General features: G+C 67.7%; 18 protein-coding genes. 4 read left to right on the forward strand and 14 right to left on the reverse strand.

Annotated elements, in window-relative coordinates; all coding sequences use genetic code 11:
- Positions 1-4: 4 nt before the first annotated feature.
- The 5 genes from ASD28_RS14250 to ASD28_RS14270 form a co-directional block, all read right to left on the reverse strand.
- Positions 5-763 (reverse strand): DNA-binding domain-containing protein, encoded by a 759-nt coding sequence (locus ASD28_RS14250; protein ID WP_056128883.1) that lies wholly within the window; start codon positions 761-763, stop codon positions 5-7.
- Positions 760-1,596 carry a DUF692 domain-containing protein gene (locus ASD28_RS14255; protein ID WP_056128886.1) on the reverse strand — a complete coding sequence of 279 codons (837 nt, stop codon included), beginning with the start codon at positions 1,594-1,596 and terminating at the stop codon, positions 760-762. Before ASD28_RS14255 ends, ASD28_RS14250 begins: the two co-directional genes overlap by 4 nt.
- 61 nt (positions 1,597-1,657) lie before the next feature.
- Positions 1,658-1,933 (reverse strand): hypothetical protein, encoded by a 276-nt coding sequence (locus ASD28_RS14260; RefSeq protein WP_056128887.1) that lies wholly within the window; start codon positions 1,931-1,933, stop codon positions 1,658-1,660.
- Between the two features lie 26 nt (positions 1,934-1,959).
- Entirely contained in the window at positions 1,960-2,712 is a 753-nt protein-coding gene (locus ASD28_RS14265) for an alpha/beta hydrolase (protein ID WP_056128890.1), read from the reverse strand.
- Between the two features lie 15 nt (positions 2,713-2,727).
- Positions 2,728-2,994 (reverse strand): DUF2282 domain-containing protein, encoded by a 267-nt coding sequence (locus ASD28_RS14270; protein ID WP_056128893.1) that lies wholly within the window; start codon positions 2,992-2,994, stop codon positions 2,728-2,730.
- Positions 2,995-3,564: 570 nt separating this feature from the next.
- On the opposite strand from ASD28_RS14270, the gene ASD28_RS14275 reads away from it, so the two are divergent.
- Complete coding sequence (locus ASD28_RS14275; RefSeq protein ID WP_056128898.1) at positions 3,565-6,681, forward strand: TonB-dependent receptor; 3,117 nt, start codon at positions 3,565-3,567, stop codon at positions 6,679-6,681.
- 117 nt (positions 6,682-6,798) lie between these two features.
- Here the strand turns inward: ASD28_RS14275 and ASD28_RS14280 are convergent, their stop codons facing one another.
- Positions 6,799-7,956 carry an alkene reductase gene (locus ASD28_RS14280; RefSeq protein ID WP_056128903.1) on the reverse strand — a complete coding sequence of 386 codons (1,158 nt, stop codon included), beginning with the start codon at positions 7,954-7,956 and terminating at the stop codon, positions 6,799-6,801.
- A gap of 86 nt (positions 7,957-8,042) precedes the next feature.
- Here ASD28_RS14280 and ASD28_RS14285 point away from each other — a divergent pair, with 86 nt between their 5' ends.
- Positions 8,043-8,420 carry a helix-turn-helix domain-containing protein gene (locus ASD28_RS14285; protein WP_056128905.1) on the forward strand — a complete coding sequence of 126 codons (378 nt, stop codon included), beginning with the start codon at positions 8,043-8,045 and terminating at the stop codon, positions 8,418-8,420.
- 40 nt (positions 8,421-8,460) lie between these two features.
- Here ASD28_RS14285 and ASD28_RS14290 read toward each other — a convergent pair whose 3' ends face one another.
- Complete coding sequence (locus ASD28_RS14290) at positions 8,461-10,521, reverse strand: glycoside hydrolase 43 family protein (protein WP_082577232.1); 2,061 nt, start codon at positions 10,519-10,521, stop codon at positions 8,461-8,463.
- Positions 10,522-10,813: 292 nt separating this feature from the next.
- Here ASD28_RS14290 and ASD28_RS14295 point away from each other — a divergent pair, with 292 nt between their 5' ends.
- Positions 10,814-11,803 (forward strand): GlxA family transcriptional regulator, encoded by a 990-nt coding sequence (locus tag ASD28_RS14295; RefSeq protein ID WP_056128910.1) that lies wholly within the window; start codon positions 10,814-10,816, stop codon positions 11,801-11,803.
- Here the strand turns inward: ASD28_RS14295 and ASD28_RS14300 are convergent.
- The 4 genes from ASD28_RS14300 to ASD28_RS14315 all read right to left on the reverse strand — a co-directional run bounded on the left by ASD28_RS14300 (position 11,776) and on the right by ASD28_RS14315 (position 14,967).
- Positions 11,776-12,540 (reverse strand): SDR family oxidoreductase, encoded by a 765-nt coding sequence (locus ASD28_RS14300; RefSeq protein ID WP_056128913.1) that lies wholly within the window; start codon positions 12,538-12,540, stop codon positions 11,776-11,778. The two genes, ASD28_RS14295 and ASD28_RS14300, sit on opposite strands and share 28 nt — an antisense overlap.
- A 13-nt stretch (positions 12,541-12,553) precedes the next feature.
- Positions 12,554-13,033, reverse strand: a complete 480-nt coding sequence (locus ASD28_RS14305) for a carboxymuconolactone decarboxylase family protein (RefSeq protein ID WP_056128915.1) — start codon at positions 13,031-13,033, stop codon at positions 12,554-12,556.
- A 126-nt stretch (positions 13,034-13,159) separates the two neighbouring features.
- Entirely contained in the window at positions 13,160-13,972 is an 813-nt protein-coding gene (locus tag ASD28_RS14310; protein ID WP_056128918.1) for a DMT family transporter, read from the reverse strand.
- Complete coding sequence (locus ASD28_RS14315) at positions 13,969-14,967, reverse strand: LysR family transcriptional regulator (RefSeq protein WP_056128921.1); 999 nt, start codon at positions 14,965-14,967, stop codon at positions 13,969-13,971. The genes ASD28_RS14310 and ASD28_RS14315 overlap by 4 nt, the downstream gene beginning before the upstream one ends.
- Before the next feature lie 201 nt (positions 14,968-15,168).
- Between ASD28_RS14315 and ASD28_RS14320 the strand changes: the two genes are divergently transcribed.
- The gene (locus tag ASD28_RS14320; RefSeq protein ID WP_056128923.1) at positions 15,169-15,564 is read left to right on the forward strand and encodes a cupin domain-containing protein; all 396 of its coding nucleotides are present in this window, start codon (positions 15,169-15,171) and stop codon (positions 15,562-15,564) included.
- Here the strand turns inward: ASD28_RS14320 and ASD28_RS32275 are convergent.
- From ASD28_RS32275 to ASD28_RS14335, 3 genes are all read right to left on the reverse strand, one after another.
- Complete coding sequence (locus ASD28_RS32275) at positions 15,542-17,449, reverse strand: response regulator (protein ID WP_056128926.1); 1,908 nt, start codon at positions 17,447-17,449, stop codon at positions 15,542-15,544. The genes ASD28_RS14320 and ASD28_RS32275 overlap by 23 nt on opposite strands.
- Positions 17,446-18,948, reverse strand: a complete 1,503-nt coding sequence (locus ASD28_RS14330) for an ATP-binding protein (RefSeq protein ID WP_056128928.1) — start codon at positions 18,946-18,948, stop codon at positions 17,446-17,448. Before ASD28_RS14330 ends, ASD28_RS32275 begins: the two co-directional genes overlap by 4 nt.
- Positions 18,949-19,017: 69 nt before the next feature.
- Positions 19,018-20,811 (reverse strand): ATP-binding protein, encoded by a 1,794-nt coding sequence (locus tag ASD28_RS14335; RefSeq protein ID WP_056128933.1) that lies wholly within the window; start codon positions 20,809-20,811, stop codon positions 19,018-19,020.
- Positions 20,812-21,262 lie beyond the last annotated feature (451 nt).

Raw genomic sequence — 21,262 nt, forward strand, 5'->3', positions numbered from 1 at the left:
CCTTTCATGATTGACGGATGCCGCTCACGCGCGTGAGCAGCTCGTTGCCGATCCAGTCGGCGAGCAGCGCGCCGGCCCTGGCGATGCCGTCGTCCGCGCCGAGGCGGTCGACGAGCCACGTGCACAGCGCGCCGAAGCTCCCTTCGGCGCGGGCGAACTGCAGCGCTTCGAAATCCGCAGCCGCGAGCACGCGCAGGCGCGCGACGTGGCCGCGGCGCCAGACGATCGCGCCTGCGGGCGCGGGCAGCATCGCCGCCTCGGGCGCCTCGATGCCGTCCTGCAGCGCGGACCAGATGTCGGCCGCGTTGGTCGTCAGCCGCGCCATGTGCAGCGACGGCGCGAAGCCCAGGCGCGCGCGGTCCCAGTCGGCGTGCGCGAGGCGGGCCGGATCCAGCGGCGCGGCGTCGCGCGCGACGAAAGCCGTCGCCAGAGACCACTCGATCCACGCCAGTTCGTGCAGGTCCGGATTGTCCGGGAAGACGGTGCGCAGCGTCGCCTCGACACCGGCGCCGTAGGCATCCAGCGTCCACGCGCGCGGCGGGTTGCGCTGGATGTGCACGGCCGCCGCGTGGTGGAACGCGGCGTCGCCGATGAACGAGCGGAGAATCGGATAGGTCGCTTCCAGGCAGCCCATCAGCTGGACGCGGTAGTTGTTCTGGTAGACGTCGAGGCCGCGCCGATCGGCGGCCAGGCGGTGTGCGCTGGCCATGTCGGCCGTCGTCAGCCAGCGGCGGAAGTCGCGCTGCATCATGTTCAAATTCATGCCGCCTCCCTGAGCCCGAGGCGCCGCGCGAGCGCCAGTTCGGCCAGCAGCCCGGACAGCGGCGGGATGTCGGCATCGCGCTCGATCATCGTCGCGACGGGGCCGCAGCGCGCGACGGCGTGCGCGTAGAGGGCCCACACGCCATCGGGCACAGGCTGGTCGTGCGTGTCGATCAGCATCCCGTCGCCCTGGCTGTGGCCCGCGAGGTGGACCTGGCGCACGTGCTGCGCGGGGATGCCGTCGAGATAAGCGAACGGATCGAAACCGTGGTTCGCGGCGCTGACGTACACATTGTTCACGTCCAGCAGCAGGCCGCAACCCGTGCGCTCGCACATGCGCGCGAGGAACGCCCATTCCGTCATGGGCGCGCCGGCAAAGGCGAGATAACTGGACGGATTCTCGAACAGCAGCGCGCGGCCCAGCGCGTCCTGGGCGCGGGCGATGTTCGTGCAGACGACGTCGAGGGCTTCGTCCGTGTACGGCAGCGGCAGCAGGTCGTGCGAGTTGAAGCGGCCGATGCGCGACCACGCGAGGTGATCCGACACATACAGGGGATCGACCGCGGCGACGAGCGCCTTCAGGCGCACGAGGTAGTCGCGGCGCAGGCCGTCGGCGGAACCGATCGACATCGACACGCCGTGCAGCGCCACCGGATGCCGTTCGCGCACGCGGCGCAGGATGTCGAGCGGCTGGCCGCCGGCCACCATGAAGTTTTCGGAGATGACTTCGACGAAGTCGACGGGGACGTGCGTCTCGAGGAAGTCGCGGTAGTGTTCGCGCCGCAGGCCGAGGCCGTAGCCGGCGAACGTCGGTGGGGAGGGATGGGCTGGCATGGCTCGCTCATTGTCGAAAGTGATACGTCGCCCCCGCCTGCGCGGGGGCGACGTCGTGCTGTCATTCCTTCTCGGTCAGCGTGCCGCCGAGCGCCTTGCATTCCGTCGGCGTCTTGACGATCACGCCCTGGCCCTTGCACTGGTTCAGGCCCTTGCAATCGTTCTTCGCCGTGGCGCACAGGCTTTCGCCCTTGCAGCCGTTGACGCCGTAGCAGCGGCCCGGCTGTTCCTTGCCGTTGTCCGCTGCGTGCGACGGATTGGCGATGCCGAGAGTGGCGATGGCGAGGAGGGCGGCGGCGCCGGCCAGGCCGACGCGGTTCGTACGTTGTGCTTTCATGGTGTTCTCCTTGTGGTGTGGGTAAATCAAAGGGTGTCGCGGGCGGCCCGTTCGATGACCTGGGCCACGTCCTCGGGACGCGACATGTGGACGGCGTGGCTGCCCCGGATCTCGACGATCTGCGCCCTGGCGCGGCGGTACATCATGCGTTGCGTGTCCGGTGCGAGGATGCGGTCTTCCGTCGCGACGACGGCGTAGCTGGGCTTCGCGTGCCACACCGCCGCGGAACTGGGCGTGCCGAGGAACGCGAGGCCGACGGGCGTCTGCGACGCAGCCAGGAAGTTGGCGCGGTTGGGCGTCAGGTCGGCCGCGAAGTCGTCGTGGAAGCGTGCGCGGTCGGCCCAGTGGTAGCCGGCGAAATCGGCCTCGATCGGCGCCGGCATGCCGTCCGGGCCGCGCAGCAGCTGCAGGGGACTTTCGCCCACTTCGGGCGCCAGCGCCGCAACGTACACGAGGGCCTTCACCTTCGCGCCGCCGCCGGCGTTGCCGATCACGGCGCCGCCGATCCCGTTGCCGACGAGGACCACGTTGCCGAACTGCTGGAACAGCACGCGGCGGGCAAGGGCGACGTCGCCCTCGAACGTCGCGTGCGCGGCCGGCACGACGGTCACGTGGTAACCCTTCTGGCTCAGGATGTCGTGGACGACGTGCCAGCCGGAGGCATCGATGAACTCGCCGGGCACGATCACGATGTTCTTCGTGGCTGCGGCAGCCGGATTGGCGGCCAGCGCGGGCAGGGCGAACGCACCGGCGGCAATGGCGGCAACGAGCGTTTTCATGGTCGCGTTCATCGCTTACTTGCGCGGCGTGAGGGAGCCGTAGCCCTGCGGCGTCTTGATGCTCGTGCACGTGCCTTTCTCGACGAGCATCCAGGCATCGCCCTGGTAATCCTTCTTCGCCGTGCCGGCGCACGAGGTGCCGGCGCCGGCCGCGCATTCGTTCTGGCCGGCCAGCGCCACGCCATAGCATTTCTCGGTCGGCTTCTTCGCTTCGGCGGCCTGGGCGCCGGCGCACAGGGTCAGGGCCAGCGTGGCGGCCAGCGCGGTGTGGGTCGTCTTCATCGGTCTCTCCTTCGGTTATTCGACGCGGCGCGTCGGTGAACGTCATGAGACCAGTCCGGTGTGTCGGGGGATTGTCCGTTGCATGTCCGGAAACCCCGGCAATGTGTCGACGGGGAATTACGACACATTCGGACACAAACCCGATGATGCATGCAGCTCGAATAAGGTCAGACATCCTATGTGTTGTTATCGCATAACACCGCTAACACGATTTTTATGGTAGCGGATAGCAAATCTCAGAGGGAGCGCCCTCGTCTATGAATCGAGGGATATGAATTCGAGTATCGATAGCGAAAAAAAATTTATTGGTTCGATGATATTTACTCAAGTATGGTACTTACATGTCAGACGTCGTACTTGAACAACAAGCTTTTCGGGTGTTTTCATCGATAGTCCGGCGCAGTTCGTGCCGTGGCCAAAAATGTTAGCGTTTAACATTTTGTGTTAGGGCGAGCGCAAAAAAATACCGAACAAGGAGAACCGTTACCGGAAAATGAACGCAGCACCGACCATCTCACTGCAAGACCAAAAAGGCCACAAGGCCGCTAGAGAAGAAGAGAGAGGAGACAAATGATGCACCACTGGAACAGCGCCGCTCGGCGCAAGGCGCCGTATTGCCGCAACGCGTTTGCACTGACCGTCCTGGCCGGCCTCGTGTCCAGCGCCTGGGCGCAGGACAACACCGAACTGAAGGCGCAGGGCAGCGCCCCGACCGTTACCGTGACGGGCTACCGCAGCTCGCTGGCATTGTCCGCGCTGGAGAAGCGCGAGAACAACGGCCTCACCGACACCGTGTTCTCCGAGGACATGGGCAAATTCCCCGACCCGAACATTGCCGACGCGCTGTCGCGCGTGCCGGGCGTCACCGTGACCCGCGCGTCGATCGACGGCGAAGGCATGAACATCTCGATCCGCGGCATGGGGCCGGCGTTCACCCGCGTGCTGCTGAACGGCGCCCCGATGGCGTCCGCTTCGGCCGGCAGCTGGGGCGGCAACATCAGCGCCAACCGCGAAGTGGACATGGACTTCCTGCCGTCCGAACTGTTCCGCAGCGCGACCGTGTACAAGAGCCAGCAGGCGGACATCAGCGAAGGCGGCGTGGCCGGTACCGTCAACATGCGCAGCGTGCGCCCGTTCGACAAGAACGGCTTCCGTTCGGCCTTCACGGCCAGCGGCAACTACCGCGACAAGGACGGCAAGTGGGGCAACACGGGCTCGGCCCTCGTCAGCAACACGTGGAACACGCGCTTCGGCAAGGTCGGTGCGCTGTTCGGCTTCGCCTGGGGTAACACGAAATACCATACCGACGTGTTCCAGACCGTCGACATGCGCACGTTCCGCCTGAATGCGGACCAGCGCAACGCCTCCGACCCGGCTTCGATCGGCGGCGACTACTTCAACAGCCCGACCACCGTCCCCAGCGGCATGGACCTGTCGTCCCTGCCGGCGTACGCGCAGGCCGTGCTGAAGCCGGGCGCGCCGATCGACCGCGCGATGCTGCTGGCGCTGAACCCGGGCGCGACGATCCAGCAGATCGACAACGGCCTGATGGGCCGCCTGCCGCGCTACCTGGTGTACGACGGCGAGCGCCGCCGCCGCGGCGAGACGCTGAGCTTCCAGTGGCAGCCGAACGAGGACTGGATGGTCTACACGGACCTGATCTTCGCCCAGAAGGGCAACAAGATGCAGCAGGAAGACATGGCTGCCGGCATGCGCGCGAACACCCCGATCCCGATCGGCCTGACGTTCGACCGCAGCGACTGCTCGGCCTACTGCACGATCACGGGCGGCACGCTGGCGAATACCTTCTGGGGCCTGGAATTCCGCCCGATGAAGGAAAACACCCACTTCCGCAGCATCAATCCGGGCTTCGAGTGGCACGCGTCCGACCGCCTGACCATCGACGGCCACGTCAACTACACGGACAGCGAGTTCTACCGCGACATGCCGACCGTGCTGGTGGCGACGCAGTCGGCGCCGACCGTCGTCAAGTACGACAACACGACGCCCGGACAGATTCCGGTCATGTCCAGCAACATCGACATCAACGATCCGACCAAGTTCGGCTGGTACCAGCCGGGCCAGGGCCTGTCCGGCCTGCGCGGCGACATCTACCAGCGCCGCAACACGACCAAGGGCTCGCGCCTGAACCTGAACTGGGGCGACGACACGTTCGCGATCAAGGTGGGCGGCTCGTTCGACGACATCACGCGCCGCTACACGGACTACGGCAACGCCGACGCGTGGATGAACTACACCTGCGGCAACCAGACCAGCTACCAGTTCATCCAGCCGGACCGGGCGCTGCAAGGCCAGTGCGACGGCCGCTTCGCGCCGGGCCCGATCCCGGCCGGCACCTACCCCGGCTACGGCACCGGCTACACGCAGGGCCAGACGGCGCCGCTGACCTACCTGGGCTCCGCCGTCACGAACGGCGACCTGGCGAAGTATGTCCACAAGAGCGATCACGGCTTCATCACGATCGACTGGGACAAGTTTGCCCAGGACACCAACTACCAGCACTACCGTAACCTGTTCTTCGCCGCGCCGACGACCAACGGCGGCTACCTGCGCGAGAAGGTGTCGGCGTTCTACCTCTCGACCAATGGCCGCTTCCCCGTGTTCGGCCGCACGCTGCGCTACAACGCCGGCGTGCGCTACGCGACGACGGAGCAGACGATCGGCGCCCCGGTCAACACGCCCGACCCGCGCAACGCCGCCCAGGGCCTGCAACAGGGCGGCCGTTACCCGGACTTGCAGACCTGGGTGTACGAATCGACGAAGTACCACAACATCCTGCCGTCGTTTAACCTGTCGTACAACCTGACGAAGAATGTGATCGCGCGCCTGTCCGGCTCCAAGTCGCTCACCCGCGCCAACCCGGCCGACCTGCACCAGACCCAGCTCTCGATCGGCGACCAGGGCGTGAACCAGGGTAACGTGACGAACCCGAACCTGAAGCCGTTCAAGGCCAACAACCTGGACGCGGGCGTGGAATGGTATTTCAGCCGCGAAGGCTATGTCGCGCTGTCCGGCTTCGCCAAGGACATCGTGAGCCGCCCGGGCCAGCGCCAGATCGACTACACGTTGTCCGACCTGGACAAGATCTACGGCACGGTGGGCCTGACGGACGCGCAGCAGGCGGCCGTGGACGCCGCCGGCGGTCGCGACAAGAAGCACGTGATCATCACCGAGCCGTACATGATCGACTCCAAGCTGAAGGTACGCGGCCTGGAATTCACGTGGCAGCAGCCGCTGGACATGCTCCCGGTGAAAGGCTTCGGCTTCACGGGCAACTTCACGTACACGAAGCAGAAGGATGAAGCCGCGGGCGCACCGCCGGTGGCCGGCGTCCCGCCGCGCACCAATAACCTGACCGTGTATTACGAGAAGGACGGCCTGAACCTGCGCGTGTCGCGCCAGTACCAGTCCAGCCTGATCAGCAACACGAACACGGGTCTGGGCAATGGCGTGTATGCGTATTCGACGGGGCGTTCGCAGGTCGACATGTCGGCCGGCATGAACCTGCAGAAGGTGTTCGGCTTCGGCTACAACGCGGACCTGACGGTCAGCGTCTGGAACCTGAACAACGCGAAGAGCCAGAACTACACGGCGTTCTCCAACGCGATCTTCGACGAGAACAAGCCGGGCCGCAGCTACACCATGTCCCTGCGCACCTCGTTCTGATCACTTAGTTGCGTCTCCCCGGACCGTTTTGCTGGCGGTCCGGTATTCATGGAGCGGTCGTGTTTCCGGCCGCTCCTTTTTTTTGTCGCCGTTTGCGGCCCGCGGCCGGCGCGCCCGTCAGGCCGCGCGAGCGTCGCCGTCGGGCGTCGAGTAGACCGGGAAGTCCGTATATCCGGCGTCGCCACGGCGCGTGTAATAGACCGAGGGGTCCGCTTCGACCAGTGGCCAGCCGTGCCGCAGCCGTTCGGCCAGGTCGGGGTTCGCGATATAAGGCCGGCCGAAGGCGATCAGGTCGACGAGGCCGGTGTCGAGCGCACGTTGCGTCCTGTCGCGGCCGTTGAAGCCGCCACACCAGATAATCGCACCGCTGAACTTCGTTCGCACTTCTGCAAGCACGGCGTGATCGATGTGGCTGGCCTTGAACTCGGCGGTTTCCATATTCCCTTCAGGCATCAGCTCGTACACGAGATGCAGATAGGCGACGCCGCGTCGCCCCAGCTGCTCGGCAACATGGATCAGGGTTTCCACCGCAAGAGGGTCCGTCGGCATGGCGTTGAACGTTCCGAACGGGGACAGGCGCACGCCGACGCGTCCGGGGCCAAGCTCCCGTACCGCCGCCTCGACGACCTCCATCAGGAAACGGGTACGGTTGGCCACGCTTCCGCCACCATAGCGATCCGTACGGGTATTCAGTACCGAGTTCATGAATTGATCGAACAGGTACCCGTTCGCACCATGGATTTCGACGCCATCGAAGCCGGCGTCGCGGGCATGGGCGCATGCCTGGGCGAAGGTCGTCACCAGTTCCGCGATTTCATGGGTATGAAGCGCCCTGGGCGCGCCGGCCGGGACATGCCCCAGCCTTCCGTCCGGGCCGTGTGCGAAGACAGTCGCCTCCGCCCTTTCATCGGAGACGCCCAACGGCGCCTGCCCGTCCGGCATCAGCGACGGGTGCGCCATCCTGCCTACGTGCCATAACTGCAGGAAGATCGTGCCCGCTGCGCGGTGCACTTGTTCCGTCACCTTGCGCCAGCCCGCTCGCTGGGCTTCCGTGTAGATGCCAGGCGTCAGCGCGTAGCCGTTGCTCGATGGCGCAACGTCGGTCGCCTCGGTCACGAGCAGGCCGCCGCTTGCCCGTTGCGCGTAGTAAGTCGCCATGAGGTCGTTGGGAACATCGCCTTCGGACGCCCGCGTACGTGTCATGGGCGCCATCACGATCCGGTTCTTCAGCTGAACAGATCCGCCAAGCATAAAAGAGTCGAACAGGTTTATCATGGATTTCCTTCGGGTTGGTTCGGTCGAAAGAAAATCTTAATGTTCGATGGCCCCCGCGATCTACACACCAATCGGTCAGCAGAGAAATGAAGATCATGAAGCGATTGCCGGGCTTGCCGGTCGAGCGTGCGCTGGGTGTCCTCGCCGGACGCTGGAAAGCGGTGCTCTTGTATGTATTGTTGGACGGGCCGCAACGGACCCGTGATCTGGAGCGGCGTATCGTCGGGATATCGCAAAAGGTGCTGATCGAGCAGTTGCGCGCGCTGGAAGAACATGGGACGGTGACGCGACGGTCAAGTGCCGGGGACCCCCAGGGCGTCGAGTACCAGCTCACCCCGCTCGGCGCGAGCCTGAAGCCCGTCCTGGAATCGCTCATCGATTGGGGGACGTTTCACGCCACCGAGCTCGACGAAGCGGACAGGCTGCTGCCCTGCGCTGCCGTCGTGCGCCATCGCGCTGCCTGAAAGCCGTTCGCGACCGGAATGCGCCGCTTGCGCGCGGCGTTTAGCGCTGGATGGACGACCAGGTGAACCGCACCCCGTCGCTCCCATCCGGCACCGGCCCCGGACTGTCCGCCCGCACCGCATGCGTGACCGGATCGACCCGCACGAACCGGTTCGTCACCAGCGACATCAGCACCAGTTCCCCGGTCGGCGTCTCGATCCACTGGAAGCTCTCCGCCTTGCCGGGCGACCCTTTGCGCACACCCACGTTACCCTTCGCGTCGACGCTGACCCAGGCCGCGCCGGACTGCAGGGCGACACGTCCGAGACCCATGTCCTTCACCCGATACGGCGCCACCTTGCGGCCGGTCTTGAACTCCGCGAGCTGGATGTGCTGCCCGAACGGGATCGCGCGCATCAGGCCGTGCGGATTCGGCTGGTAGACGTCGATGCTGTCGAAATCCGCGTGCCCGCCCGTCTTCCCTGACTGGTTGTAGTTGAAGAGGGCATAGCGCACGCCCTGGAAGGTCTTCAGCTGGAACACCATCGTGAACGGCTCGCCGATGGGCGCGAAGTCCTTGCCGTCGACGGACCAGGAAAAGCGCGCCTGCTCGGTGAGGAAGTCGCAATCCGCGCGCAGCTGGACGCGCGTGGCGCCGGCCGGGAGCGGCACGCGCACGGTGCGGTTGGTGATCTGGTCGTACAGGGCGACTTGCAGGCCGGTCGCCGTCTTTTCCACACCCAGCGTCGCATACGGCAGGTTCAGCAGGGCGAGGCCGGCGACGTCGCCGGCAGCCAGTCCGGACGCATCCAGCGTCACCGTCGGCGACGAGCGCGGGCCGATGGCGCGCTGGGTCAGGCTGTTGCGGGCCTGCCAGAACGACGTCGCCGGCAGCGCGTGCAGGCGCAGGAAGCCGGGGCGCTCCGTCAGCGACCACTGGCCGTCGACCGGCACGTGGTTCCACTGCCAGAGCGGCTGCAAGGTCGTGCCCGAAAAATCGTCGCTGCGCGCAAACGGTACCGCGATCGGGGAGGGCGCGGCCGTCTTCGGCTTGACCCACGTGCGCGGATTGCGGCCCAGGTTGCCCGGCAGGCCGAAGTACGGCCAGCCATCTTTCCACGTGATCGGGGAAAGACTGAGCAGGCGGCCGACCGAATTAAAATCCATCATCGAGAAGCCCCACCATTCGCCGGCCGGCGTCAGCACGATGCCGCCCTGGTGCAGCGAGTTGCTGTTGCGGGCCGACGGGTCCGGCGGCTCGATCGCGGGCGGGGTATTGTTGTCCTTCAGGCGGTAGCCCTTGGCCATGCCGAAGTCCTCGTCCTTGCTGATGGCCTGGTTCACTTCATACGGACCGTCGACCTTGTCCGCGCGCGCGGCGGGCATGCGGAAGCCGCCCGCGTAGTTGGCGGAGAGGATGTAGTACTTGCCCTGGATCTTGTAGAGGTGCGCGCCTTCGCCCATGCCGGCGTCCTGCGCGAACAGCACTTTCTCGGTGCCGGGCACGATGTCCGTCAGGTCGTCCGTCAGCTGCGCGATGTGCATGCGCTGGTGGTCCCACACGACCCACGCCTTGCCGTCGTCGTCGAACAGGACGGACAGGTCGTGCAGGCTGCGCTTCATCTCGCGGTGCGTCCAGGGGCCGCGCGGATCGGTGGCGGAGAAGATCTGCGTGGCGCGGCCGTTCACGTTGCTAAAGATATAGAACGTGCCGTTCCGGTAGCGCAGGCTCGGGGCCCAGATGCCTTGGCCATAGATGCTCTTGCCGTCCTCCAGGCGGTAGGCCGGGCCGAAGTCCAGCTTGTCGACGGCATAGCCGAGGAATTCCCAATTCACGAGATCGCGCGAGCGCAGGATCGGCAGGCCGGGCATCGCGTGCATCGTCGTGCCGGTAAGGTAGAACCAGTCGCCCACGCGGATCATGTCGGGGTCGGAGAACTCGTCGTAGAACAGCGGGTTCGTGAACGTGCCGTTGCCGTTGTCCGGCGTCCAGGTGGACGTCGACAGGCCGGTGGCGGGACGCGGTTCTTCCTGCGCGTGTGCGCCCATGCAGGCGATGGCGGCGCAGAGGGCGAGGACCGTCGCGGCAAGGCGCGGCGGGCGGGGGCGGTGTACGGTCATGTGCGGTCCGGTGGATTCAGGGCATCCGGCAATGTAGGGCATGCATGGTAGCGATGTCAAAGCCGCGGTCCCGCGCCGCCGCGGGCAGCGCCCGCGTAGGCACGCCGGCCAAGTCATTGTTATTGCAGGGGTTTTGTAAGGATCGCGAGACAATTGCAACTAACCGACGAATGCGATACCGAACCCGGTATCGGTCGCCAGGAAAAAATCATCGCAGGACGCAGGCGTCGCGGGCCCTTGACACCGTTTTCACGCGCAGTAAGATCGCACGATTCACTCAGCCGTACGTACGATGACATCCACGCCCGCCGCACCGCTCGTCCTGTTCGTCGCCTTCCCGGGCATGGGTCTGCTCGACCTGACCGGGCCGCAGACCGTGTTCTGGTGCGCCGCCAAGCGGATGGCGGAGCGCGGCCTCGTGCCGTACGAGCGGCACACGGTCAGCGCGGACGGCGGCCTCGTGGTGACGGCGGAAGGCGTCGCGCTCGACACGCTGCCGGCCGCGCAGTTCGCCGGGCGCGCGATCGACACGATCCTCGTGCCCGGTGCGCCGGGGATCTCGGCCGTGCTCGCGGACGTGGGCACGACGGTCGACTGGATCGCCGGCGCCGCGCCGCACGCGCGCCGCGTCACGTCCGTGTGCACGGGCGCGTTCCTGCTCGCGCAGGGTGGGCTGCTGGACGGCCGGCGCGTGGCGACGCACTGGAACATGGCGGACGTGCTGGAGCAACGCTTCCCCGCGCTCGAAGTCGACCGCGAAGCGATCTTCGTGCGCCAGGACCCCGTGTGGACGTCGGCCGGCGTCACGGCCGGCATCGACCTCGCGCTGGCCCTCGTCGAAGAAGACTGCGGGCGCGCGCTCGCGATGGACGTCGCGCGCGAACTGGTCGTGTTCATGAAGCGTGCCGGCGGCCAGGCGCAGGAGAGCGAACTGCTGCGCGCCCAGGTGCGCGACGACGCGGCGTTCGATGCGCTGCACGGCTGGATCCTCGACAACCTGCACGACGCCGGTCTCACCGTGGAACGCCTGGCCGCGCGGGTCCATATGAGCGCCCGCAACTTCGCCCGCGTCTACAAGCAGAAGACCGGCCGCCCGCCGGCGAAGGCGGTGGAACTGTTCCGCATCGGCGCGGCGAAGCGCATGCTGGAACAGTCGGAAGCGAATCTCGCCCAGGTCGCCCGCCAGTGCGGCTTCGGCGACGAGGACCGCATGTGCACCGCGTTCCGGCGCAACCTGGGCGAGACGCCGTCGGCCTACCGCAAGCGGCTCGCCGGCGCCTGAGCCTGCAGCCAGTTGCCGATGCGGCTGGCGCCGAGGCGCGCGGCACCCTGCGGCACCAGCGTGTCCTCCTTCAGCTCCGCGCCGAAATAGCGTGCGTGGACGTCGGCGCGCACCGTGCGCGTGTCGCCCTTGACCGCGAGGTAGTCGCGCACGAGGTCGGACAGGCGGAAACGGTCCGGCCCCGCGATCTCGACGATGCCGTTCACGGGCGCACCGAGGACCACGTCCGCCAGCGCCGCCGCCACGTCGTCCGAGGCGATGGGCTGGATGTACGCGGGCGACAGGGCGATCGTGTCGTCCTGGCCTGCCGATGCAGCGATCCCGCTGAGGAATTCGAAGAACTGCGTCGAATGCACGATGGTGTAAGGCAGGCCTGATGCGCGAATGAGCTCTTCCTGCGCGATCTTGGCGCGGAAGTAACCGCTCTCCGCGAGGCGCTGCGTGCCCACGACGGACAAGGCCACGTGGTGCCGCACGCCCGCCCGGCGTGCGGCGGCCAGCAGGTTGCGGCCCGAGGTCGTGAAGAAGTCGAGGACGGCGTCGTCCGCGAACGACGGCGAGTTCGCCACGTCCACGACGACGTCGCAGCCTTCCAGCGCCGCGTCCAGGCCTTCGCCCGTCAGCGTGTTCACGCCCGAGTTGGGAGATGCGGCCAGCGCTTCATGGCCGCGCGCACGCAGCAGGGTCACGAGCTTGCTGCCGATGAGGCCCGTGCCGCCGATGACGACGATGTTCATGGATGTCTTCTTGTCAAGCGAGGTTGGCGCGGTCCAGGCCGAAGTCCTTGTCGTACGAGCCCGGCACGGTCTGGAACGCGACGTTGATGCGGTTCCACGCATTGGTCGCCATGATCTCGTAGGTCAGGTCGACGAGTTCCTGCTCGGTCAGCTGGCTGCGCACGCGTTCGTAGATCTCGTTCGGCACGCCTTGGCGCGACAGCGTCGTCAGCGCTTCCGTCCACGCCAGCGCGGCCCGTTCGCGCGGGGCGAACAGGGTCGATTCGCGCCACGCGGCCAGGTGATGCAGGCGCAGCGCGCGTTCGCCGTGGATCGTGGCCTGCTTCACGTGCATGTCGATGCAGAACGTGCAGCCGTTGATCTGCGACGTGCGGATGGCGACGAGGTCGCGGATGCTTTCCTCGATGCTGCCGTCGTTGATCAGGGTGCCCAGTTCGACGAGCTTCTTGAAGAGGGCGGGGGACTGCTTGAGGTAGTTGATACGCTGGGTCATCTCGTTCTCCTTGGTGGTTGTGGTACGAAAGGAGTGTAGGCAGCGCGCCGCGCGGCCGGTAGGCGGCTGGCCGGCCGCACGGTGGTGCCAGAAACGCACCAATGAGCGCACCAATGAGCGCACCAGTCAGCGCGCCAGCCGCACCCCGGCGGCGACGAGCAGCAGCGCGGGGCCGAGGCGCCACCAGCTGCCTGCGGCCACGGCGCCCGTGACGGCCAGCGCGAGCGTGGACAGCACGGGCGTCAGGTAGGACAGCGACCCGATCGTCGCTGCGCGGCCCGTGCGCATGGCGCGGTCCCACAGGACGAACGACAGGCCGAGCGGCCCGATGCCGATGGCGGCCATGCCCGCGAGCTCCGTGCCGGACGGCCGGTACGGCGTTTCGAACAGCGCGTGCGCCGCCAGCGCGAGCAGGCCGGCGCCGAGGCAGAAACCGCCCGTGGCCCAGGACGAATAGGCGGGCAGGCGGGCCGGCGCCAGCGAATACACGGCCCACGTGAACGCGGCGAGCACGGCGAGCGCGTAGCCGGCGAGATGCGTGACGGTGGGCGCGGACGGTGCGATGACGAGCGCGCCGCCCGCGAAGGCGATGACACAGCCGGCCAGTTGGCTGCGCCGCAGCGGCACGGCGCGCCGGGCCAGCACGACGATCAACAGCGGCCACAGATAATTCAGCAGGTTCGCCTCGGCGATGGGCGCGAGCCGGAACGCGGCCACGAGGCACGCGTGGTACAGGAACAGGCTGGCGATGCCGAAGCCCAGGATGGCGGCCGGCACCCTCCATTCGCGCCACCGGTGGACGGACGCGAGGCCGCCGCAGCACAGCGCGACGCCGGTCAGCAGCAGCGGCGGCGCGTCGCCCGCCAGCCGCACGAGGGTCGCGAACAGCGCCCACAACAGGATGGCGCCGAGCGCGCACGCCCAGGCGGTCCGGCTCATGGCCGGCCTCCGCCCGCCAGGTCGGGATCGTCGAGGCCGAGGGCGCGTACGCGCAGCGAGATGTCGTCGACGAAGACGCGCACGCGCATCGGCATGTGGTGCCGGCTCAGGTAGCAGAGGAAGTGGCCGCGGTCGTCCGGCGCATATTCCGCCAGGCAGGCGACGAGGCGCCCGGCGCGCAGGTGCTCGCGGATCTGGTAGCCGGCCATCTGGGCGATGCCGTCGCCGTCGAGGACCGCCTGCAGCACGAGGTCGGCGTCGTTGAAACAGAGCCACCCCTGCGGCGTGTGCTTGCGCACCGCGCCGTCGACCTTGAATTCCCAGTCGAACAGCCGGCCCGACGCGAAGCGGAAGTTGACGCCGCAGTGGCCCGCCAGTTCGTCCGGCGTGCGCGGCAGGCCGTGGCGCTGTGCGTATGCCGGCGACGCACACACGAGCATGGGCATCGGGACAAGCTTCTTGGCGACGATCTGGCTGTCGTCCATGCGGCCGTTGCGGAAGGCGACGTCGATGCGGTCGGACGTGAAATCGGTGGGGCGGTCGTCGAGGATCAGGTCGACCGTGATGTCCGGGTAGCGCGCATGAAAATCCTTCAGCAGCGGCGCGACGATCTTGCGCCCGAAGCCCACGGTGGACGAGATGCGCAGGTGCCCGCGCGGGATGCCGGTACGCAGCTCGCGCATCTCGTCGAGCGCCTGGAAGATGCGGTCGACGCCGGGCCGGCAGCCCTCGAAGAAGCGCTGGCCCTCGGCCGTGAGGGACGTGCTGCGCGTCGTGCGCAGGAACAGCCGCGTGTCGAGCTGGGTCTCCAGTTTCAGCACGCTGCGGCTGACGGCGGAGCGCCCGATGCCGAGCCGCTCGGCCGCCCGGGCGAAGCTGCCTTCGTGGACGACGGCCATGAACGCGACCACGCCTGCATACGTTGTCGCGAAGCTGGATGCCAGCGCGTCGTTGCAATCGGGGCTGGGAAGAACGGAAGTGAGGCTGCGTGGCACGGCGGTCCTGTCGGTACGTAAGTACGCCGATGGTAGGCCTGCTCCCCTTCGGCGGCAATGACAAGAATCCCCGATTTCCTGCCAGCGTCGCGCGCGCCGATTGGTGTTTTTGCGGCACCGCCGCGCGTCCCCGCCGGCGCCTGTCGCAGGGCAGGCGCCCTGTCTACACTGGCGTTTTCACGCACAACGAGGACCTCGATCATGTTCCGCTACCTTCCCCTTGCCCTGGCCGCCTGCGCCACGCTCGCCCACGCGGCCCCGCCCGAACCCGTCGTCACGACGCTGATGCACCAGGCGCTGGCCGACGCGCCGGGCAAGGAAGTCATGATGCTCACCGTCGACTACGCGCCCGGCGCGGCCGATCCCGTGCACCGCCACGACGCGCACGGCTTCGTCTACGTGCTCGAAGGGACCATCGTCATGGGCGTGGAGGGCGGCAAGGAAAAGACGCTGCGCGCCGGCGAGACTTTTTACGAAGGGCCGCGCGACGTGCACACGGTCGGCCGCAATGCGAGCCGGACGAAGCCGGCGCGCTTCGTCGTGTTCCTGCTGAAGGACAAGGACAAGCCGGCGCTCATTCCGGTGGGGAGCCATTGACGGCAGCGAGCAGATGCGCCATGTCGACGGGCTTCACGAGCCGCACGTCGAAGCCCGCGTCCAGCGCCTGGCCGCCGTCGTGCTCGATGCCCCAGCCGGTCACGGCGACGAGCCGCACGGCCGCGCCCCACGCCTGTGCGCGTACCCAGCGCGCGACCTCGTAGCCGTTCGCGCCTGGCATGCCGATGTCCAGCACCATCACATCCGGACGGTGCGCGTCGGCTAGGGCCATCGCGGTGATGCCGTCGAAGCCCGTGTGGACCGTGTGTCCCTCGGCTTGCAGCAGCAGCGCCAGCAGGTTCGCCGCGTCGGCATTGTCGTCCGCGAGCAGCACGCGCAGGCCGCGGGCGCCGCCGTCCGTCGCCGGCGCGTCGGATGCGGCGGCAGGCGCGTGTTGCGCCAGGGCGGGCAAGGTCACGCGGATGCGCGTGCCCTGGCCCGCGCCCGCGCTGAACGCGCGCACGGTGCCGCCATGCAGGCCGACGAGCGAGCGCACGACCGCGAGGCCGATGCCCAGCCCGGGCGTGCCGCCGTGCGCCTTCGTCTCGCCCTGCGAGAACATCTCGAAGACGCCGTCCAGCCGGTGCGGCGCGATGCCGATGCCGTCGTCGGCGACCTCGATCACGGCGTCCATGGCGTCGCGCGCCACGCGCACCTCGATGTGCCCCGGCGTCGGCGTGAACTTGGCGGCATTGACGAGCAGGTTGGCGACGACTTGCGTGAGGCGGACCTCGTCGCCGACGACCATGACCGGTTCCTGCGGCAGCGACAGGCGCAGGTCGTGGCCCTTGCCCTCGAGCGTGGGCAGGGCGTTCTCGCACGCGAGTTCGGCGATCCCGCGCAGGTCGAGCGGCGCCCGGTGGAGTTCGATGCGGTTGTGGGCGATGCGGCTCAGGTCCAGCAGCTCGTCCAGCATCTTCGCCATGTGGCCGATCTGGCGGTCGATCACGTCGGTGGCGCGGGCGCGCACGGCGGCGTCGTCCGGAGCCTGGCGCAGCAGCGCGATCGAATAGCGCGCGGCGCCCAGCGGGTTGCGCAGCTCGTGCGCGAGGATCGCCAGGAATTCGTTCTTCTGGCGGTCGGCCCGTTCCAGTTCCTCGGTCTTGCGTTCCAGGTTCTGGCGCGTCTCGATGTCGGCCGTGACTTCGCGTGCCGTGCCGATCACCATGGACGGCTTGCCGTCCGTGCCGCGCAGCACGCGCGCGCTCGACGCGATCCAGCGCACGATGCCGTCGGCGCCGCGGAACCGGTATTGCATGCGGTAGTGGTCCGCACCCGCGAACGCGGCCTTCCACGCGTCGATCACGCGGGGCCGGTCTTCGTCGTGGATGTCGGCCAGCCAGGCATCCACGGTCGCCGGCGCATGGCCGGGCGGCCGGCCCAGCATCGGCCCGAGGTCGCTGGAGGCGGCGATCGAGCGGTCGCGCGGATCGTACTGCCACGTCGCCATCCCGGCCGACCGCAGCGCGATCTCGAGGCGCGCCTGCGCCTGTTCGGCCCGCGCGCGCTGCGCCACGTTGTCGAGGCAGGCGCGCACCGCATAGCCGATGCGCGGGTAGTGCTTGGGCGTCTTGGTGATGTAGTCGTCGAGGCCTTCCTTCATGGCCTCGACGGCGATTTCCTCGTTGCCGCTCGCGGTGAACATGATCACGGGACGCGCGGGGAAGCGGCGTTTCAGCTCGCGCAGGACCGTGATGCCGTCCGTGAAGCGCAGGCGGTAGTCCGTGATGGCGATGTCGAAGCGGCCGTCGGCGAGCGCCGCGGCCAGCGTCTCCGGGCTGCCTGCCTCGGTGATGCGCACGTCGGGAAAATGCCGCCCCAGCTCGCGCGCGACGAGCGCCCGGTCGTCCGGGCTGTCGTCGACGAGGAGGGCGGCGAACGTCACACCGGCTCCGGCGGCGCGGGCAGGTCGACCACGAACGTGGCGCCGCCGCCCGGCGCCGACTCCACGGCGACGCGGCCGCCCATGCGCTCGACGCCCTTCTTGACGATCGCGAGGCCGATGCCCGTGCCCGGGTATTCCTCCTCGCTGTGCAGGCGTTCGAACACGTTGAAGATGCGGGCCTGGGCCGCCGGTGCGATGCCGATGCCGTCGTCGCTGACCGTGACGCGCACCATCGATCCCGCTTCGCTTGCCGCGATGCGCACGACCGGCGCTGCGCCGGGCCGCACGAACTTGACGGCGTTCGACACGAGGTTCGTCAGCGCCTGCACGACGGTCTGGCGGTGCGCGCGCACGGTGAGAGCGTCCGGCACCTCGATCTGCAGCCGCGCCTTCGCCTGCTGGATCTCGGCGTGCAGCGCGGCCGTCACTTCGTGCAGCGCGTCGTTGACGACGACGTTTTCGGTGGCGATCTCGGTGCGCGACAGGCGCGCGAATTCCAGCAGGTCGGTCACCATCGTGTCGACCCGGTGCGCGACGGCCTCGATACGGCCGATGTACAGGCTGGCCTTGTCGAGGTGGCCCTCGGCGAAATCCTGCTTGAGGACGTTGGCATAGCCCTGGATCGTGCGCAGCGGCTCGCGCATGTCGTGCGAGACGGAGAAGCCGAACGTCTCCAGCGCCTCGTTCGCATCCTGCAGCTGGCGCGTGCGCGTGGCGATGCGCTGTTCCAGGTCGGCGTTCAGGCGCAGGATCTCCAGTTCGGCGCGGCGCAGCGACGTCACGTCGTCGACGATGCCGTCGACCGCGTCGTGCCCGTTTACGCGCACGCGCACCAGCCTCACCTTGAAGGCGCGGCCGCCGGTGTCCAGGTCGCCCGCGTCGAGCTGCAGGTCGGCCGCTTCCAGGGTCGCCTTCAGTTCCGGGATGTGCTGCCGCACGTCCTCGATCAGCGGGTGGTGCGCCGCCTTCGTGAATTCGCCCGACCCGAGACCCAGCATGCTCCAGAACGCGCGGTTGCCTTCCTCGATCTCGCCTTCGAGCGACATGCGGAACACGCCCACCTGGATGTTCTCGAGCAGCGATGCGAGCCGCGTTTCGCTGCGGATGGCGCGCGAGCGGATCTCGGTGCGGTCGAGGCACGTGCGCACGGCGACGGGCAGCCGCGCGTAGTGGCGCGGGCTCTTGATGACGTAGTCGTCCAGGCCGTGCTTCATGGCTTCGACCGCGATTTCCTGGGTGCCCGTCGCGGTGAACATGATGACGGACAGTTGCGGAACGTGCGCCTTGATCAGCTTGAGCACGTCCAGGCCGGTCGTCCAGCGCATCTGGTAGTCGGTGATGACGAGGTCGAACGGGAAGCCGGCTGCGGCGACCTGTTCGAAGCCTGCGCGGTCGCCCACTTCCGCCGACCGGCAGCCTGGAAAATGGCGTTCGAGTTCGCGGCGGGCGAGCAGGCGGTCGTCGGGATTGTCGTCGAGGAGGAGGAAGCGCAGGGGCATGGTGGGTAAGCGGACGAGGCTTGGCGTGGTGCAGGGACTCGTATTGTAGCCGTAATATGACAGGCCCCGTCAGGCCACCGGCGGCGCATCCGCCGGCGCGGCGGCAGGCAGGGGCTGCGGACGCGGTCGTTGCAGGCACAATCGGAACACGGTGCCGGCCGGCGCCGGTTCGACCCGGATCGTGCCGCCCAGGCGCTCCACGCCCTTTTTCACGATCGCGAGGCCGATGCCCGTGCCCTGGTACTGGTCTTCGCCGTGCAGGCGCTCGAACACGTCGAACACGCGTTCGCGCTTGTCTTCCGGAATGCCGATGCCATTGTCCGCGATGCGCACCCAGGCCGCGTCGGCATTGACGTGGGCATCGATGCGCACGTGCGGCGTCACGTCCGGCGCGACGAACTTGATCGCGTTGCCGATCAGGTTCTCGAATACCTGCACGAGCACCGCTTCGTTGCCGAGCACCGCCGGCAGCTGGGAGGCGGCCTCGATGCGGGCGCCGGCGGCCGCGATCTGCATCTCCATGTCGCCCAGCGCGAGCTGCACGACGCGGTCCAGTTCGACGGGCTGCAGGCGCAGCTCCGCACGCGCAAGCTGGCTGTAGGCGAGCAGGTCGGTCACGAGCCGGTCCATGTGCTGGCTGACGGCGAGGATGCGGCGCAGGAACCGTTCGCCCGCGGCGCTCAGCGTGGCCGCCTCGTCTTCCAGCAGCGCGGCCGCGTAGCCCTGCACGTTGCGCAGCGGCGCGCGCAGGTCGTGCGCGATCGTGTGGGCGAAGGCGCGCAACTCGATGTTGGCCTCCGCCAGCTGCTCCGTACGGTCCTGGATGCGGTGTTCGAGCAACAGGTTGGCGTCGGCGAGTTCGCGCTGGGCGTGCTTCAGCGCCGTCACGTCCAGCATGCTCATCACGGCCCCGCGGACCTCGCCGTCGACGAGGAGGGGCTGGCAGTTGAGCTGCCACGCGCGCATCCGCTCCGGTTGCGCGGAGCTGCTGCCGGTAATCGGAATGCCGGTCACGGCCTGCTTCTCGCGCAGCGCCGCCCGCAGCGCGGCGGCCAGTGTGTCGTCGTCGCTGCTCGAGCCGGCGATGCGGAATACCGTCGTCAGCAACTGGTCGCGCGCTTGCGCCTCTTCGCAGCCGAGCAATTGTTCCGCCACGGGGTTCATGAACCGCACGCGGCCGAACGCGTCGACCGCGATCACGGCTTCGCCGATGCTGCGCAGGGTCGCGTCGAGGTTGGCCCGCTGATCGGCAAGGAAGTCGGCGTCGCGGCGCGCCATCGCCCGGACGAAGAACAGCAGCGCGACCGACAGCACGGACACGGCGCCGGCGGCTGCGATCGTGCGCGCGCGGTCGGTGCCCGCGGCGGCGTCGCGCAGCACGAGCAGCCGCTCTTCCTCGGCCAGCAACGCGGCGATGCGCATGGTGATTGCCTGGCGCAAGGCCCGCTCGCCTTCCTTGCTGGGATAAGCCATGGCGCGCTCCATGCCGGTGCGCAGGTTGCGCACGTACTCGTCCAGCAGGCCGCGCAGGTCGGCCAGAGTGCGCTGCTGGGTTGGATTGTCGCTGGTCAGTTGCGTCAGCGTTTGGAGTGCGCGGGGCAGGGCGGTCAGGCGCTCCTGGAAATCCGCATCGTCGCGCCGGCTGTATTCGAGCCGCAGCGATTTCTGCAGCGCATCGGCCTCGTTGATCAGGCTTTGCGTGCCCTGCACGTGCTGCAGCACCTCGCGCGTGTGGTTGACCCAGCGCCAGGACGCGGCCGTGCGCTGGATGCTGACGGCAAGCGTGGAGATGCCTGCGAGCAGTACAGCAATGCTGATGGCCGCTGCGATATTGACGTACCGATGTGTTCTTTGGATGAGCATTGTGTCGGCGCCGGGCTTCATGTTTAACTATTCTACCCATGTGGGGGGCGATTGCGGGCTCGACGACGTGTGTGTCACCTGTGTTTCGGGATGGCCATCCCCATCTGCCGGGCCGGAACTAATTCGGGGTCAGAGCACATTTTCCGAAAAATTCGGGGTCAGAGCACTTTTTGGTGCAAAGTCTTTCAGGCAAACCTGTTGGTCGGAAGGACCGCGTTTCGCTCGTACGCGCACCGGTACGACGCTGCTGATGGGTAAGCAATGGCTTAGTGAACATTGATCGAAAATGTGCTCTGACCCCGAATCCGGCAAAAAATGGGGTCTGACCCTGACCCTTCCCCTCAAATTTTCACAACCTGCACCAAATTGATCAGTGTAAGTAGGGCGAGCTGGAAGGCGTGGTGATCCAACTGAGGTCGTACGCAATCGGTCAAATAATGACGTGCCAGGG

The organism is Massilia sp. Root133 (genome assembly GCF_001426525.1).
In the GTDB taxonomy this organism is placed as follows: domain Bacteria; phylum Pseudomonadota; class Gammaproteobacteria; order Burkholderiales; family Burkholderiaceae_D; genus Telluria; species Telluria orientalis.